We start from the raw sequence: 14,919 nt of genomic DNA on the forward strand, positions 1-14,919 counted from the left end.
TATGGTCTGTGGTGAGGGGGGTCTAGGCCTGAGCCGCGCCCATCAGGCGCGACCTATAGTCATAGGCCTTCCAGTCGGCGCGATAGACCCACTCTTCTTCAGGTTGGCGGGCAGCCAGTTCGTCCGAGATTTCCACCTCATCAAAACCCGAGCGGCGTGCCATGGCGTATTGGTCACTGATCACATGGCCTGCGGCGCGCAGTAGGCCTTGAAAGCCCAAGTTACGCAGCTGACGTGCCAGCGAAAACCCGCGCCCATCGGCAAAAGACGGGAAGTCGATGCGAATGGCGTCGACGCCCAGCATCAGCTTGCCCAGTTCCCCCGGATCAGTGTCCGACGGCAGGTCCAACCCGCGCGTGTCATTGGCCGCGCGCTCGTCCACAGAGGCGAAACCATGTTCCCAGGTTTCAGAGGCAAATCCCTCATCATGTACAATCACAGTCATTGTTCAGCTCCTACACGCACCATCTTGCCATCGACAAAATGGATGCCGCATTCCGTTTTTTCCGCACCGCGCCAGCGGCCCGCACGCGGGTCTTCGCCGGGTTTCACCGGCGAGGTGCACGGGGCACAGCCGATCGACGGAAAGCCGCGCCCGACCAGCGGGTGGCGGGGCAGGCGGTTGTTGATCATGTAATCCTGCACATCTTCCGGTGCCCAGTGGGCCAGCGGGTTCACCTTGATCCGGCCGTCTTCGATCTCGAAAAACTGCAGGTCTACGCGCTTGCCGCCCTGAAAGCGTTTGCGCCCAGTGATCCAACCGTCAAACGGTGCGATGGCATTGGCCAGCGGTTCGACCTTGCGCAGGTCGCAGCAGGCATCGGTATCCGCCAGATGCAGGATGTTGTCCGGGTCACGCTTGAACACCTGATCGGTATCCGGGTGGATAACCCGCACATCGGTCAGGCCCAGCTTTTCTGAGACCTCAACCTGATAATCGAGCGTTTCCTGAAACAACATCTGTGTGTCCAGAAAGATCACCGGGGTCGTGCGATCAGCTCGCGCAACCATGTGCAACAGCACAACGCTTTCGGCACCAAAGCTCGACACCATAGCCAGTGGCCCGATTTCGGGTGCAGCCAGTGCATCCCGGACCACCTGTGTGGCCGAATGGTGTTTGTAGCGTGCGTTCAGATCAGCAACGCGCTCTTCCAGCGGGGCAAGGGGGGCTTCAAGCGGCATTGCTTTTGTCCTCCGGATAAAGGGCAGCCTTGAACGGCGCTTCACCCAGACGGCGGAAGGCGTCGAGGAAGGTCTCGTCTGGTCCATCGCGCAGGTCGAGATAGGCCAGCAGGATGCGTTCAATCGCCGGCACGATCTGGTCATACGAAAAGCCCGGCCCGGCGCGTTTGCCGATCACCGTGTCCGCCCCACCGTCACCACCAAGGGTGATCTGGTAGTTTTCAACACCGGCGCGGTCCAGACCCAGAATGCCGATATGGCCCAGGTGGTGGTGTCCGCAGGCATTGATGCAGCCCGAGATCTTCAGCTTGATCGGCCCGATGTCATGCTCGAGCTTCAGCTCGTCAAAGCGTTCCGCGATATTTTGCGCCACCGGAATGGCGCGGGCCGTGGCCAATGCGCAGTAATCCATGCCCGGGCAAGCGATGATGTCCGAGATCAGACCGGCATTGGCCGTGGCCAGACCATACGCACGAAGGGTCGCGTAAACCGCGGGGAGATCACCCTTGTGCACATGGGGGAGAATCACGTTCTGCTCATGGCTGATGCGAATGTCGTCATAGCCATATCGCTCTGCCAGATCGGCCATCACCCGCATCTGCTCGGCGGTGGCGTCACCGGGGGTGTCGCCATGGGCTTTCAGCGAGATGGTCACAATGGCGTGCTCTGCATCGCGATGCGCTGACAGGTTGGTGTCGGCAAAGCTGCGGAACCCAGGGTCGGTGGCATAGGCGGCGTCATAAGCACCAGTGTCAGCCGATTTCAGCTCCGGGTTCGGGAAGCTTGCTTTGATACGGGCGAAATGCTCCTGATCTACGCCGCTGAATTGCGGGCGCAGCTGGGCGAATTTCTCATCGACCAAGTCGCGGATCTTCTCGATCCCGTTCTCCATCGTGGTGATCTTGATGCGCGCCTTGTACTTGTTGTCGCGGCGGCCCAGCGTGTTGTAGACGCTGACAATCGCTTCCAGATAGGGCAGCAGATCTTCGCGCGGCAGGAAGTCATTGAGCACCTGACCAATGATCGGTGTGCGGCCAAGACCACCGCCAACGATGATCTCATAGCCAACCTCACCATCACGCTCGACGATACGGATGCCCACGTCATGCGCCTTGGTCACGGCACGATCTTCCTTTGATCCAGTGACCGCCAGCTTGAACTTTCGCGGCAGGAACTGGAATTCAGGGTGATCGGTGGACCATTGGCGGATGAGCTCGGCCGTGGGACGCGGATCTTCGATCTCATCCGCCGCTGCGCCCGCGAAATGGTCCGCGGTCACGTTGCGAATGGTGTTGCCCGAGGTCTGGATGGCATGCATGCGCACGTCAGCCAGCGCATCCAGCATGTCCGGGATGTCGGTCAGGTGAGGCCAGTTGTACTGGATGTTCTGACGGGTGGTGAAATGGCCATACCCCTTGTCAAACTTCTCAGCCAGATAAGCCAGTTGGCGCATCTGGTTCGGATCGAGAGTGCCATAGGGGATCGCGACCCGCAGCATATAGGCATGCAGCTGCAGGTAAACGCCATTCATCAGGCGCAGCGGCTTGAATTCATCTTCGGTCAGCGCGCCTGACACCCGGCGTTCCACCTGCTTGCGGAACTGGGCGGTGCGATTGCGGACAAAGTGATTGTCGAAATCAGCATAATCATACATGAGCTTGCACCTCTTGCTGGCGTTCCTGTTTGCCGTGAAGGCGGTTCGACGGGCCTTTCGCCCGGAAGGCTTCGCGGAAATGGGTGGGTTCGGGGCCGTTGGCACCCGCTTTTGCGTCGGCCAAATAAGGGCCCACCGCGATATGCGGCTGGGTTTCGGCCTCGAAAAGACGGGCATTTGCCGCATCTTCTTCATCAAGGAGAGCGGCCATACACATTTCACCCACCCAGCTTCCATCTTGGGCGAGGTAAATCACATCGCCGGTGACAAGATCATTTGCGGTCACGATTTTGGGCGTAAACGGGCGCGGCATGGCCAGTCCTTTCCTGTTGCATTCGAGGTGTATATAGGACATTTTCCCTGCAAATGGCACTCGCCTGCGGTAGATAAGGAAAATTGTTCCTCTATAGGCGCCGCATGGAACGCCTGACCTGGAAAAGAGGAAAAACCGGAATGTCCGTTCGGCTCGATGAGATCGACAAGAAAATCCTGCGTGAGCTGCAAAGCGATGCAGGCCAATCCCTTGACGTAATTGCCCGAAAAGTGGGGTCTTCCAAGACGCCTGTGTGGAATCGCATTCGCAAGATGCGCGAGGCCGGGGTGATCGGTCAGAACACCATGGTGCTGGATGCGGACAGCCTTGGATTTGAGGCCTGTTTCTTTGTCCTGATCCGCACCGCCGAACACGAGGCGGATTGGCAGAACAAATTCCTCAAGGCCCTGCGTGAGCGGCCCGAAGTGATGGAAGCACACCGGCTCGCGGGCGAGATCGATTATATCCTCAAGGTCCGTGTGGAAAACGCCCGCGCCTATGATGTGTTCTATCAGGCGCTGATTTCCGAAGTGAAGATCTTCAACGTGACCGCGCTTTTGTCGATGGAAGAGATCAAGTTTTCCACCGAATTGCCAATCTGAGAGGGAAGGGGCGCTGCCCCTCGCCGCATGCGCGGCTCTCCCCGAGGTATTTCGAGCAAGAAAAAGGCGCAACGATGCGTTAATCAATGTCTGCCAGGATGTATGTGCGGAACAGGCGGAGGCGCCGATGGCCGCGCAAGGAAGAAGCGCAGGATAGCAATTCCGAGCTTTGAAAAGAGAGGGTGCCCCCCTCTCTTTTTTCTTGCCGAAAATACCTTCGCCGAAGGCAAGAAATCTGCCGAGCGAAGCGAGGCCACGCCATCCGACAAGGCGGGTGCGTCAGCACATGGCTGGCCCTACGGATGCCCGAAGCCTAAACCGGGTGGTCAATCCTGGTGCCTCTTTCTATGCTCCGCTCATGGTCAAGTCATTGCGATCCAAATGGGTTCTCGCCTTTATCATCCTGGTGGCCGCGTTCAGCGCCGGGGTTTGGGCGCTGTCGTGGCAATCGGCGCTCAAGGGACTTGAGGAGCGGGGCCGCACGGATTTGACACTGGCCTCAGACCGGCTCACCCGCCACCTGTTGCGATACCGCGAGCTGGCAGTGCTGCTGGCCGAGCATCCTGATCTTGTGGCGCTTTTGAAAGGACAGGGTGTGGCGCGAGAGGCAACGGCTTTACTGCGCTCGACGGCTGATAAGACCGGGGCGCAGTCAATTACACTGGTGGACCGGGACGGACGCATTCTTGCCGTCTCTGAAACATCCCCGGATCTGCGTAATCCGGAGCAAGAGCCCGTGTATCGCGCGCTGACCGGTGCGCTTGGGGCAACCAATACAACACGTGTCGCCGAGAACGGATTAACTCGACGTCTCTTTACGTTTGCTGCCCCGGTCTACACGGGGCGGGGGCGTGCTCAGGGGGCGGTTGTGGCCGAAGTGGATATCTGGCTGTTCGAACAGAATTGGCCCACCACTGCGACGGCCATCTATTTCGTGAATGATCGCGGGCAGGTCTTTGTAACCAACCGCTCTGAACTTGTGCTCACCGACCGGTTCGGGGACGAAGGCTTTCCCAGCCACAATCTCCAGCGTTGGTTCGGCCATGACGTTTGGACATTGGATGGTGGGCCTTATCTTCCCGGGCAGGCGCTGCACCTTGCGGTGGACTTGCCTGTAATCGGGTTGACCGGGGAAATCCTGCTCGATACGGCACCGGCAATCCGTGTTGCGACCATGCAGGCTGCGGTGGCGGCTGCGGTCTTTCTGGTGTTTGGGGCCGCACTTCTTGTGTTGGCGGAGCGGCGCCGGGCGCTGTCGGAACGTCTGGCAGTCGAGGCAGCCGCCAATGCCCGGCTTGAGGCGCGGGTGGCACAGCGCACCCAGGCCCTGAGCGAAGCCAATGACGAGCTGCGTCAGGCGCAGGCGGATCTGGTGCAGGCGGGCAAGCTCTCGGCGCTTGGGCAGATGTCGGCGGGGATCAGCCATGAACTCAACCAACCCCTGATGGCCATTCGCAGCTTTGCGGACAATGGCACTGAATTTTTGAAGCGCGGTAATGCTGAAAAGGCCGGGACCAATCTCGACCGGATCTCGGAATTGGCGGGGCGGATGGACCGGATCATCAAGAACCTGCGCGCCTTTGCCCGCAATGAAAGTGAACCTTTGGGCAAGGTGGATATCGTGCAAGTTATTGATGCTTCAGTTGAACTGTCCAATTCGCGCCTGCGTGCCGACGGTGTTTCACTGGATTGGACACCGCCACCGCACCCGGTCTTTGCCCGTGGCGGAGAGGTGCGTCTTGGACAGGTCTTTGTAAACCTGATCAACAATGCAGCGGATGCCATGGTGGGGCAGGACGAAAAACACATCGCGATCGACCTCGTCGAGGACGGGCGTATTGCGGTTTCGGTCCGGGACAGTGGACCGGGCATTGCCGATCCCGACAAGATTTTCGAACCCTTCTATTCCACCAAGCAGGTGGGCGATGAGGGGATGGGGCTTGGCCTCTCGATCTCTTATGGTCTGGTGCAGAGTTTCGGTGGAGATATTCGCGGACGCAACGCCAATGGGGGTGCGGTGTTCACGGTCGAGCTGGAATATTGGAGCGAGGAAGAGGGCAAATGACCCAACGCGTGCTTTTGGTGGATGATGACGCAATGGTGCGCGAGGCGCTGGGCCAGACGCTCGATCTGGCCGGCTATGACCCGATCCTTGCGAGAAGCTATATCGAAGCCAAAGACCATGTCTCCGAGACCTTTGAAGGGATTGTCGTTAGCGACATCCGTATGCCCGGCAAGGATGGGTTTCAGCTTCTGGACTGGGCGTTGGGGGTGGATGCCGACCTGCCGGTGATCCTCTTGACCGGCGAGGGGGATATCCCGATGGCGGTGCGGGGCATGAATGCGGGGGCCTTTGATTTCCTTGAAAAGCCCTGTGAAACAACGCAGTTTCTCTCGGTTGTCGAACGCGCATTGGCAACCCGTGCGCTGGTTCTGGAAAACCGTGCCCTGAAACAGTCCCTCGAAAAGGGCGATGCGGCTTCGCGACTTTTGTTTGGGGAAAGCGCGCAGGCCGAAGAGCTGCGATCGCGGGTGCGTGCTGTCGCAAGCATGCAGGCTGAGGTGCTGATTTGCGGCGAACCGGGGTCGGGCACGGCGAAAGTGGCCGAGGTCGTGCACCTGCTTTCAGGTGGGGCTATGCGCCCCTTGGTGAAACGCCCCGCCGCGGGGCTGACACCCGAGGCGCTGACCGAGGCGTATGAGCGCGCCGATGGAGGAACATTGTTCCTTGATGAGATTGCTGCGCTGGATCCCACAGCGCAGTTTGCACTTCTGGACTTGCTTGAACACGGAGGGGAGCACGATGGGAACGCCCGTGTTGTGGTCGGCACCTATCGCGATCTGGCCGAAGAAGTGGCCGAGGGGCGGTTCAACCCGGATCTCTTTTACAAGCTTGATGTGTTGCGCGTGCGTATCCCGGCCCTTCGTGAACGAAAGGATGATATCCCGGTGCTCTTTCGTCATTACGTGTCGATTGCCAGCGAACAGGCTGCACTGACGCCGCCGGAAATCACCCAAGAGGTGATCTCGCAACTGATGGCGCAGGACTGGCCGGGGAATGCGCGCGCGCTGATGAACACGGCGATGCGCTTTGCGATGGGCTTGGGGCTGGGGGATGTTGAGGATGGCGAGGGCGAACGTCCGGGCCTTGCGCAGCAGCTCGCCCAAGTCGAACGCACCCTTTTGATTGAAGCACTACGCCGCCACGGCGGCGGCGCCACGGCAGCGGCCCGCGACCTGAAACTCCCGCGTAAGACGTTCTACGACAAGCTGACCCGTCATGGGATCAGGGCAGAGGATTACCGGGGGTGAAGTGGCACACCTTAAGGGACGAAAGTTGTCCCGGGCATGCACCACATCAATCTATGACAGAGCCTTTTGAATGTGCGGCTGTCGTGGATGATTGTCCGAGATATCCTCGTCCATCCAAACATGTGCCCGGGCTAGCATTCCAATCGAAAAAGATCTTCTAATACGGTCCCGTAGTCCGGGCACAGAGCTTTCGCGGAGCCCTAGCAAGCCCCTCCACTGCGATCCAGGTCTATCCGGGTGCCACCATTGCAACCGAGGCTGCGCCAAGGGCTGACAACACTCTGGTCATTGGCATGAACGCCACCTTGGCCATTTTTTACCCCGATGATATCGGACCCCAATGTCACGCCATAGTCATCGGTACTTGCATAGTCATTGCCGTCAGGGGACGTTTCGATGGTCATCGCGCGATTGCGGTCGATGTTCTTTTCGAGGCCCTCTAGTGGCCCAGCAATGGCAATGCTACCGGGCATCAATGCGATGGAAGAAAAAACAATCCAAAACTTTCTCATAATTCTCCTCCTAGATTTAAAAAAACTCCAATTTGGTTGAGACTTTCCAGAATACACGAAAAAAGGCTTTCTGTCACATTTCTGCCATATTTGCTTTTTGCTCTTGGTACAGAAGCGTCACGGGGGCAGGGGCACGGCAGCAGCCAAAGTCCACCAGCTTTGAACCGGTGTTATGCCCGTGCCGGAAACGGAATACCTGCTTTGGACGGGGTGTGAAGTGACCAAACAAGCTTCTGATGTATAATAGGGAAAGCGGAGCGGTTTAAAACGCATGCCGTTCCCGTCGATTGTACGGAGGATAAAATGGAGTTTGCGAAAATCAGAGAATATGCGCGTGCTTTGTATGACGCCCACGGCGACAAAGCCGAGGCGGAAGCCGCTCAGAAAATGCGGGAATGCGAAGAGGCCGGACATACCGACCAAGCAGAGGATTGGAAAGCGATCCGCGAATCCATTCGCTCAATTCGTGGTCCAAACCAAGGGTGATTTGACCGGCGATGCCGAGCAATTGGGGTTGGGATGGTCCATTTTAGTGATCGAAGCGCTACGGCGTCATGGGGAGTACGGCGGCGGCAAAAGACCTGAAACTCCCCCGCGCAAGACTTTTACGACAAGCTGACCCGGTATGGGATCAGGGCGGAGGATTATCGGGGGTGAATGTCGGATTTGCGGGACGAAGTTGCCGTTGAGGGTTTGTCGCATCCTAACCATTTTCTGGATTCAACAATCGCATGTTACATCTAATAGATAGGTCTACTGGGAGGCAGACTATGAAACTAGGCGAGACGGATTTCATCGAAACCGGAAGTGGCGAAAAGGTAATTCTCGTTCACTCAAGTGTTGCAGGTGCCAAACAATGGCGAAGCCTGATGGAGACGCTTTCTAACGATTTTCACGTTATTGCGATCAACCTGTTTGGTTATGGCGACACCCGTTCATGGGAAGTTGATGGCACGCAACGATTGACAGACCAGGCTAGGTTAATCGAACCCTTTTTGCCGAAGGGAACTGGCAAGATTTCGATTGTTGGACACTCATTCGGTGGCTGCGTTGCGATGATGGCGGCTGCAATGTTCAACAACAAAGTTCGCCGCTTGGTCCTAATCGAACCTAACCCATTCTACCTTCTGCAGAAATTTGAACGCGCCGAGGCTTATCAAGAAGCGGTCATTTTGCGGGATGCGATCAAGTCCAACGGGAAATCTGGGACATGGGCAGCAGCCGCTGAAGTGTTTGCGAATTATTGGACCGGCGCTGGAAGCTGGGATGCTATGCCTGATGATCGAAAGGCCAAATTCGCACGAGCGTTAATTCCAAACTTCCATGAGTGGGATGCGGTGATGAATGAAGTAAAGTCATTTGCGGAATGGCAGAGGGATTTGCCCAACGATACGACTATTGTGTCAGCAAGAGATACAGTCCGGTCCATTCGTGAGATAGTCGAGCTGATGAAAGAGCACGTTCCTGAATGGCGCTTTAAGCAGATTGAGCGCGGTGGTCACATGGCGGCAATGACCAAACCGGATGTAATCAATCCCATTGTCCTAAGCGCCTTAACTTGACGTCATAATGGGCTCATTGCGGACACTGAGTATGCGCTGCCAATTCATCCACGATGACCGAGCTCTTTCCCGTATGTTGCAAAAGCCACTATGATTCGTCCTTTCTGGCTCGGTGTGTGAAAATCCGCACAGCCCGCATTTGCCCTGTGTGGAATTTCGCCCACTTGACCTGCTCGCGCAAATTCCAATCTGCCCAAAACTCAAGCAATATCATGAAATATAACGCAAAATGTCACCGTTAGCGCAACCACACCCTCTCCCCTTGGCAGGGCTTCCCACCCCATGCCCCAATGGCTGCAACATCCGTTTCGAGGATGTAGGAAGCAATTCTGTCTGGGAGGACACCTTATGAAATTCCTTACTCTGGCCGCTTCGGCCATCGCTCTCACCGTTTCCATGGGCACCGCGCAGGCGGCCTGTGATGATGGCGAGATCGTGATCAAGTTCAGCCACGTGACCAATGCCGACAAGCACCCGAAGGGGATCGCTGCCTCGCTTCTGGAGCAGCGTGTGAACGACGAGATGAACGGCAAAGCCTGTATGGAGGTGTTCCCGAATTCGACCCTCTATAACGACAACCAGGTGCTTGAGGCGATGCTGCAGGGTGACGTGCAGATGGCCGCGCCTTCGCTGTCGAAGTTCGAAGCCTTCACCAAGAAGTTCCGCATCTTTGACCTGCCCTTCATGTTCAAGAACATGGATGCTGTGGACGCATTCCAACAGTCGGAAACCGGTCAGGCGATGAAAGAAACGATGACCCGCCGCGGCCTTCTGGGGCTGGCCTTCTGGCACAATGGTCTGAAGCAATTCTCGGCCAACCAGCCGCTGGAACTGCCGACTGATGCCGCTGGTCTCAAATTCCGCGTACAGACCTCGGACGTGCTGGTCGCCCAGATGGAAGCAATCGGTGCAAGCCCGCAGCCGATGGCCTTCTCGGAAGTCTATGGCGCGCTGCAAACCGGCGTTGTGGATGGTCAGGAAAACACCTGGTCGAACATCTACGGTAAGAAGTTCTTTGAGGTGCAGGACGGTGTGACTGAAACCAACCACGGCATCATTGACTATCTGGTTGTGACCAATGTGGACTGGTGGGAAGGTCTGCCGGGCGACGTGCGTGATCAACTGGCCACCATCATGGACGAAGTTTCGAAAACCCGTAATGGCGAAGCCTTTGCCGTGAACGAAGCCGCCAAACAATCGATCATCGAGGCCGGTGGTGTGGTCCGTCAGCTGACCGGTGAGCAGCGCGAAGCATGGGTTGCCGCGATGAAACCGGTCTGGTCGCAGTTTGAAGGTGACGTAGGCGCCGAGAATATCGCCGCTGCCCAAGACATCAACGCGATGTACTAATCCGCTTACGTGTATTGACTACATGTGACGTTCCGGGGCCGTGACCCGATTACGGCCCCGGAATTTCCCAAAACTCCGTCAAAATTCCGAAGAAGAGTTTTGCGCGCCCGATCTTGAGAAGAGGGGCGAGAAGGGGACGATATGAGCCATTCATCCACACATAAACACAGGTTCGAAGAAACGGTGATTGCTGTTCTTCTGGGCCTGATGACTATGATCACCTTTATCAATGTCGTGCTACGCTACGTGTTCAACAGTTCGATCATCTGGGGACTTGAGGTCGTTCTGATCCTCTTTGCCTGGCTGGTGCTGTTCGGTGTGAGCTACGGGGTCAAGATCACCGCCCATCTCGGCGTTGACGCGCTGACCAACACGCTGCCCGAAGGCGCACGCAAGACGGTGGCGCTGATTGCGGCTGCGATCTGCATTGCATATGCCTTCCTGCTCTTGAAAGGAGCATGGGATTACTGGGCGCCTTATGCGGCGCTGGACCGGACCTCGGGCCGCTGGTTCCCGACCGGGTTTGAAAAGACCCGTGATCAGGCCTGGTACATCACCGATCAGGTGCCGATGCCGGATTTCCTCCGCTTTCTTGAGGGCATGATCAATCAGGGTGAAACCTATGACAAACTGCCCCGGGTGATCCCTTATTCGATCCTGCCTGTCGGTATGGCGCTGCTGCTTTACCGCTTTGTGCAAGCGACCATTCGCATTTGGAAAGGCCGTCAGGACAGCCTGATTGTCAGCCACGAGGTCGAGGATGAGATCGACCAGATCCAACATGATAATGACGGCGACGCCAATGGTGACGACGCTGCAAACCAGAAACCGGGGACCTGATCCATGGATGTCATCTTTCTTTTCCTGATGGTCATCGGCTTTTTGATGATCGGTGTACCGATTGCGGTTGCGCTGGGCATGAGCTCGATCATCTTCCTGCTGCTGTTCTCTGATACCTCACTGGCGTCTGTTGCACAGAGCTTTTATCAAGCGGAGGCAGGGCATTACACGCTCTTGGCCATTCCCTTCTTCATCCTTGCATCCTCCTTCATGTCAACCGGGGGCGTGGCGCAGCGGATCATCCGTTTCTCAATCGCCTGTGTGGGGCACATGCGGGGCGGTCTGGCGATTGCAGGTGTGTTTGCCTGTATGCTCTTCGCCGCTCTGTCCGGATCATCCCCTGCCACTGTTGTGGCCATCGGGACAATCGTGATCGCCGCGATGCGTCAGGTGGGCTACACCAAGGATTTTGCCGCAGGTGTGATCTGTAACGCCGGTACGTTGGGCATCCTCATTCCGCCTTCCATCGTGATGGTGGTTTATGCGTCGGCCGTTGAGGTCTCGGTCGGCCGGATGTTCCTCGCCGGTGTCATTCCAGGCATCATGGCCGGTGTCATGCTGATGATCGCGATCTATGTGATTGCCACGATCAAGGACATGCCGAAAGGCGAGTTTGCCGGCGTCAGAGAGGTTCTTGAAAGCTTTGGCGACGCGGTTTGGGGGCTCTTGCTGATCGTGATCATCATGGTTGGTATCTACGGCATTCCAGGCATCACCGGGGCGCTGTTTACACCGACCGAAGCTGCTGCCGTGGCCTCTGTCTACGCTTTCATTGTGGCCACCTTCGTCTATCGCGACATGGGTCCACTGGCCGACAAGGGCAATGGCAAAAAGACTGTGTTCCAACGTCCGCAGGCGCTGATCACCGCGTTTTTCCACGAAGATACCCGCAAGACGCTGTTTGATGCAGGCAAGCTGACCATCACGCTGATGTTCATCATTGCCAACGCGCTTATCTTGAAGCACGTTCTGACGGACGAGCAGATCCCGCAGCAGATTGCCAACGCAATGCTCTCGGCGGGCTTTGGTAAGATCATGTTCCTGATCATCGTGAACGTGATCCTGCTGATTGGTGGTCAGTTCATGGAACCCTCGGGCCTGATCGTGATCGTCGCACCGCTGGTGTTCCCGATTGCGATTGAGCTGGGCGTGGACCCGATCCACCTGGGCATCATCATGGTGGTGAACATGGAGATCGGGATGATCACACCGCCGGTGGGGCTGAACCTCTTCGTGACCTCCGGGGTGGCCGGGATGCCGATGATGAAAGTGGTGCGCGCCGCGGCCCCCTTCCTCGCCGTGCTCTTCGTCTTCCTGATCATGGTGACCTATATCCCGTTCCTTTCGACTTGGTTGCCGACCACGCTGATGGGGCCGGAGATCATAACAAAATAATCGCCAGCCATGCGATTGGATTGCCCGGCTTTGCGCCTCGGGCACTCCGCCAAGCCAAGAGCAAGAAAAGGGGGCCGCACTTTCGTGCCGGCCCCCATTACTTGTGACGCACTCTTGGAAAATAAGAGATCCGAATGGTCTTCGGGTATCTCCGTTCACTCATCAACCAAATGAGTCCTATAGTGAAATGGTTGCAAAAAGCTTTAGGTCACTGCTTCATTTTGCAGGTCTTGATGCCGAAGATCGCATAGGGTGGGCACCAGCCAATTGCGGCAGTGGCGAGCGGGACAATGCCAATCCAGGTCCAGACCGGCCCCCCGATCAGCGCCCAAAGGATCAAAGCCGCACCAAGAACAGCACGGATAATGCGGTCGATACCGCCGATATTTTTGGTCATGAGAAATCTCCTATCTCTGTCTGAGGACAGAAATAGGACAGGGGCGGTGCAAAGGCATGTGACCCTGTCACATTCGCAGGAGATTATTTCAAAGCGCCGGGCCGCGCCGGATCTCTTCCAACCGCGCCGCATCAAGAATGGTTACAACCCCACGCTCATGGGCGACCAGCCCCGCCTGATCCATCTTGTCGAGCCTGCGTGAAACAACCTCGCGGGCCGAGCCAATGGCGGTCGCTATTTCGGCCTGCGTCATCCTCAGGCACATGTCCGGCCCCGCGCGGTCCAGGATGAGCGCAGCCAGTCGCGCTTCGACAGTCAAGAAACTGACATTTTCAACAAGTTGCATCATCGCCTGCATCCGTTCCGCAAAGGCGGCAAAGACAAGGCGTCGAAAGCCGGGTGAACTGTCCAGTAGGGCGAAAAACACATCGCGTGGAATCAACACAAGGCGACAGGGCGTTCCTGCCAGCGCTTCGCCGGTATAGGCGTCGCCTCCCAACAGGCCCAAAGTGGATTGAATGCAGCTTTCACCGGGGGCCACTTGGTAAAGTAGGATGTCGCGTCCGTTGGGGCCAACAAGGTTCACATCCACCTGACCAGAGAGCATCATCACATAGCCCTTGACGGCTTCTCCGGGCGAAAAGAGCGTGGCACCTTTGGGAACTTCCAAAGGCGCCAATGTGTCTAGAAGCGCGCGGGCCGGGGCGTCCAATCCGGCCATCCCTGCGCAGTCTTGTGTCCAGCTCATTCGAACCTCCCACAGTTCGTATTTCCTTTTAACACGTTGCACCTACAACGACATGGCGCAGACTGTCACACCCAAACAAAAAAGGGCGCAGACCCTAAAGATCCGCACCCTTTTTTCTTGCCCGAAATACCTCGGGGGATCGAAGGGGGCAGAGCCCCCTCGCATTCGCGGCTTAATCCTCGCGACCGCGCTTCTCAAAACGCGGCAACATGGCCGAGAAATCCATACCCAGACCGTCTTCATTCTCGACAAACTGGGTGTAAAGTTCAGTCGCGCGCTGGCCCATCGGCGTGTCAGCATCGGCGGCTTCGGCCGCCTTCTGGCTGAGGCGCAGATCCTTCAGCATCAGCTCGGCGGCGAACCCGGGTTTGTAGTCGTTGTCAGCGGGCGATTGCGGGCCCACACCGGGGGCAGGGCAATAGGCGTTCATGGTCCAGCTATAGCCGGAAGACGTGCTGACCACGTCGAACATTTTCTGCCGGTCCAGCCCCAGCTTATCGGCCAGCGCAATGGCCTCGCAGGTGCCGACCATGGTGATGCCAAGGATCATGTTGTTGCAGATCTTCGCGGCCTGACCGGCCCCGCTCTCTCCACAATGCACAGCCTTTTGCCCCATGATGTCAAAGAGTGGATCGGCCTTGGCGAACGCCGCGTCCGACCCGCCAGCCATGAAGGTCAGCGTGCCGCCGGCCGCACCACTGATGCCACCGGACACAGGTGCATCCACGGCCAGAAGACCCGTATTCACAGCCTGATCCGCCACGGTACGGGCGCTTTCCACATCCACGGTCGAGCAATCCACAAAGGCCGCGCCCTTGTCCATTGCCGGGATGATCTCATTGGCCACAGCCCGCAAGATGGCCCCATTGGGCAGCATGGTCACCACCACCTCGGCACCTTGCGCCGCCTCAGCACCAGATGCCGCCATCGTGACGCCTTCGATCTCGACCGGGGCCATGTCAAAGCCGATGACTTCATGACCCGCCTTGGCGAGGTTTGCGGCCATCGGGCCACCCATGTTGCCCAGTCCGATAAATCCGATTTTCATGGCG

At 57.5% G+C, this 14,919-nt stretch carries 16 protein-coding genes; 8 read left to right on the forward strand and 8 right to left on the reverse strand.

From position 1 onward, the window contains the following. Nucleotides 1-22: 22 nt before the first annotated feature. From O2N63_RS07390 to O2N63_RS07405, 4 genes are read right to left on the reverse strand one after another with little or no spacing between them, the layout of a single operon-like run. Complete coding sequence (locus tag O2N63_RS07390) at nucleotides 23-445, reverse strand: DUF934 domain-containing protein (RefSeq protein ID WP_271053610.1); 423 nt, start codon at nucleotides 443-445, stop codon at nucleotides 23-25. Beyond that, nucleotides 442-1,182 (reverse strand): phosphoadenylyl-sulfate reductase, encoded by a 741-nt coding sequence (locus tag O2N63_RS07395; RefSeq protein WP_271053611.1) that lies wholly within the window; start codon nucleotides 1,180-1,182, stop codon nucleotides 442-444. The genes O2N63_RS07390 and O2N63_RS07395 overlap by 4 nt, the downstream gene beginning before the upstream one ends. Further along, the gene (locus tag O2N63_RS07400) at nucleotides 1,172-2,836 is read right to left on the reverse strand and encodes a nitrite/sulfite reductase (RefSeq protein WP_271053612.1); all 1,665 of its coding nucleotides are present in this window, start codon (nucleotides 2,834-2,836) and stop codon (nucleotides 1,172-1,174) included. The genes O2N63_RS07395 and O2N63_RS07400 overlap by 11 nt, the downstream gene beginning before the upstream one ends. Next, nucleotides 2,829-3,149: a DUF2849 domain-containing protein gene (locus O2N63_RS07405; protein ID WP_271053613.1), complete on the reverse strand. Its 321-nt coding sequence runs from the start codon at nucleotides 3,147-3,149 to the stop codon at nucleotides 2,829-2,831. The genes O2N63_RS07400 and O2N63_RS07405 overlap by 8 nt, the downstream gene beginning before the upstream one ends. Nucleotides 3,150-3,289: 140 nt before the next feature. Here O2N63_RS07405 and O2N63_RS07410 point away from each other — a divergent pair, with 140 nt between their 5' ends. The 3 genes from O2N63_RS07410 (at nucleotide 3,290) to O2N63_RS07420 (ending at nucleotide 7,063) form a co-directional block, all read left to right on the forward strand. Further along, nucleotides 3,290-3,751 carry an Lrp/AsnC family transcriptional regulator gene (locus tag O2N63_RS07410; protein WP_271053828.1) on the forward strand — a complete coding sequence of 154 codons (462 nt, stop codon included), beginning with the start codon at nucleotides 3,290-3,292 and terminating at the stop codon, nucleotides 3,749-3,751. Between the two features lie 286 nt (nucleotides 3,752-4,037). Next, entirely contained in the window at nucleotides 4,038-5,816 is a 1,779-nt protein-coding gene (locus tag O2N63_RS07415) for a sensor histidine kinase (RefSeq protein WP_271053614.1), read from the forward strand. Continuing rightward, a complete protein-coding gene (locus tag O2N63_RS07420) occupies nucleotides 5,813-7,063 on the forward strand; it encodes a sigma-54-dependent transcriptional regulator (RefSeq protein WP_271053615.1) in 1,251 nt (416 codons plus the stop codon). The genes O2N63_RS07415 and O2N63_RS07420 overlap by 4 nt, the downstream gene beginning before the upstream one ends. A gap of 200 nt (nucleotides 7,064-7,263) precedes the next feature. On the opposite strand, the gene O2N63_RS07425 is transcribed toward O2N63_RS07420, so the two are convergent. Continuing rightward, nucleotides 7,264-7,575 carry a hypothetical protein gene (locus tag O2N63_RS07425; protein WP_271053616.1) on the reverse strand — a complete coding sequence of 104 codons (312 nt, stop codon included), beginning with the start codon at nucleotides 7,573-7,575 and terminating at the stop codon, nucleotides 7,264-7,266. A gap of 303 nt (nucleotides 7,576-7,878) precedes the next feature. Here O2N63_RS07425 and O2N63_RS07430 point away from each other — a divergent pair, with 303 nt between their 5' ends. From O2N63_RS07430 to O2N63_RS07450, 5 genes are all read left to right on the forward strand, one after another. Then, nucleotides 7,879-8,061 carry a hypothetical protein gene (locus tag O2N63_RS07430; protein ID WP_271053617.1) on the forward strand — a complete coding sequence of 61 codons (183 nt, stop codon included), beginning with the start codon at nucleotides 7,879-7,881 and terminating at the stop codon, nucleotides 8,059-8,061. A 284-nt stretch (nucleotides 8,062-8,345) separates the two neighbouring features. Beyond that, on the forward strand, nucleotides 8,346-9,137 hold the full coding sequence (locus tag O2N63_RS07435) for an alpha/beta fold hydrolase (RefSeq protein ID WP_271053618.1): 792 nt from the start codon (nucleotides 8,346-8,348) through the stop codon (nucleotides 9,135-9,137). A gap of 348 nt (nucleotides 9,138-9,485) precedes the next feature. Beyond that, nucleotides 9,486-10,487, forward strand: coding sequence for a DctP family TRAP transporter solute-binding subunit (locus O2N63_RS07440; protein WP_271053619.1), 1,002 nt, complete (start codon nucleotides 9,486-9,488; stop codon nucleotides 10,485-10,487). Nucleotides 10,488-10,628: 141 nt separating this feature from the next. Next, nucleotides 10,629-11,327, forward strand: coding sequence for a TRAP transporter small permease (locus O2N63_RS07445; RefSeq protein ID WP_271053620.1), 699 nt, complete (start codon nucleotides 10,629-10,631; stop codon nucleotides 11,325-11,327). A gap of 3 nt (nucleotides 11,328-11,330) precedes the next feature. Next, nucleotides 11,331-12,722: a TRAP transporter large permease gene (locus O2N63_RS07450; RefSeq protein ID WP_271053621.1), complete on the forward strand. Its 1,392-nt coding sequence runs from the start codon at nucleotides 11,331-11,333 to the stop codon at nucleotides 12,720-12,722. A 208-nt stretch (nucleotides 12,723-12,930) separates the two neighbouring features. Here O2N63_RS07450 and O2N63_RS07455 read toward each other — a convergent pair whose 3' ends face one another. The 3 genes from O2N63_RS07455 to mmsB form a co-directional block, all read right to left on the reverse strand. Then, a complete protein-coding gene (locus O2N63_RS07455; protein ID WP_271053622.1) occupies nucleotides 12,931-13,119 on the reverse strand; it encodes a YgaP family membrane protein in 189 nt (62 codons plus the stop codon). Between the two features lie 88 nt (nucleotides 13,120-13,207). After that, nucleotides 13,208-13,867, reverse strand: coding sequence for a Crp/Fnr family transcriptional regulator (locus O2N63_RS07460; RefSeq protein ID WP_271053623.1), 660 nt, complete (start codon nucleotides 13,865-13,867; stop codon nucleotides 13,208-13,210). Nucleotides 13,868-14,039: 172 nt separating this feature from the next. Next, a complete protein-coding gene (gene mmsB, locus O2N63_RS07465; protein WP_271053624.1) occupies nucleotides 14,040-14,915 on the reverse strand; it encodes a 3-hydroxyisobutyrate dehydrogenase in 876 nt (291 codons plus the stop codon). Nucleotides 14,916-14,919 lie beyond the last annotated feature (4 nt).

This window comes from Aliiroseovarius salicola, assembly GCF_027891095.1.
Classification (GTDB): Bacteria; Pseudomonadota; Alphaproteobacteria; order Rhodobacterales; family Rhodobacteraceae; genus Aliiroseovarius; species Aliiroseovarius salicola.

Bases quoted from the DNA above. Each gene is read 5' to 3' on its own strand.
- O2N63_RS07390 (WP_271053610.1), bottom strand. From the start codon at position 445: ATGACTGTGATTGTACATGATGAGGGATTTGCCTCTGAAACCTGGGAA.
- O2N63_RS07395 (WP_271053611.1), bottom strand. From the start codon at position 1,182: ATGCCGCTTGAAGCCCCCCTTGCCCCGCTGGAAGAGCGCGTTGCTGAT.
- O2N63_RS07400 (WP_271053612.1), bottom strand. From the start codon at position 2,836: ATGTATGATTATGCTGATTTCGACAATCACTTTGTCCGCAATCGCACC.
- O2N63_RS07405 (WP_271053613.1), bottom strand. From the start codon at position 3,149: ATGCCGCGCCCGTTTACGCCCAAAATCGTGACCGCAAATGATCTTGTC.
- O2N63_RS07410 (WP_271053828.1), top strand. From the start codon at position 3,290: ATGTCCGTTCGGCTCGATGAGATCGACAAGAAAATCCTGCGTGAGCTG.
- O2N63_RS07415 (WP_271053614.1), top strand. From the start codon at position 4,038: ATGGCTGGCCCTACGGATGCCCGAAGCCTAAACCGGGTGGTCAATCCT.
- O2N63_RS07420 (WP_271053615.1), top strand. From the start codon at position 5,813: ATGACCCAACGCGTGCTTTTGGTGGATGATGACGCAATGGTGCGCGAG.
- O2N63_RS07425 (WP_271053616.1), bottom strand. From the start codon at position 7,575: ATGAGAAAGTTTTGGATTGTTTTTTCTTCCATCGCATTGATGCCCGGT.
- O2N63_RS07430 (WP_271053617.1), top strand. From the start codon at position 7,879: ATGGAGTTTGCGAAAATCAGAGAATATGCGCGTGCTTTGTATGACGCC.
- O2N63_RS07435 (WP_271053618.1), top strand. From the start codon at position 8,346: ATGAAACTAGGCGAGACGGATTTCATCGAAACCGGAAGTGGCGAAAAG.
- O2N63_RS07440 (WP_271053619.1), top strand. From the start codon at position 9,486: ATGAAATTCCTTACTCTGGCCGCTTCGGCCATCGCTCTCACCGTTTCC.
- O2N63_RS07445 (WP_271053620.1), top strand. From the start codon at position 10,629: ATGAGCCATTCATCCACACATAAACACAGGTTCGAAGAAACGGTGATT.
- O2N63_RS07450 (WP_271053621.1), top strand. From the start codon at position 11,331: ATGGATGTCATCTTTCTTTTCCTGATGGTCATCGGCTTTTTGATGATC.
- O2N63_RS07455 (WP_271053622.1), bottom strand. From the start codon at position 13,119: ATGACCAAAAATATCGGCGGTATCGACCGCATTATCCGTGCTGTTCTT.
- O2N63_RS07460 (WP_271053623.1), bottom strand. From the start codon at position 13,867: ATGAGCTGGACACAAGACTGCGCAGGGATGGCCGGATTGGACGCCCCG.
- mmsB (WP_271053624.1), bottom strand. From the start codon at position 14,915: ATGAAAATCGGATTTATCGGACTGGGCAACATGGGTGGCCCGATGGCC.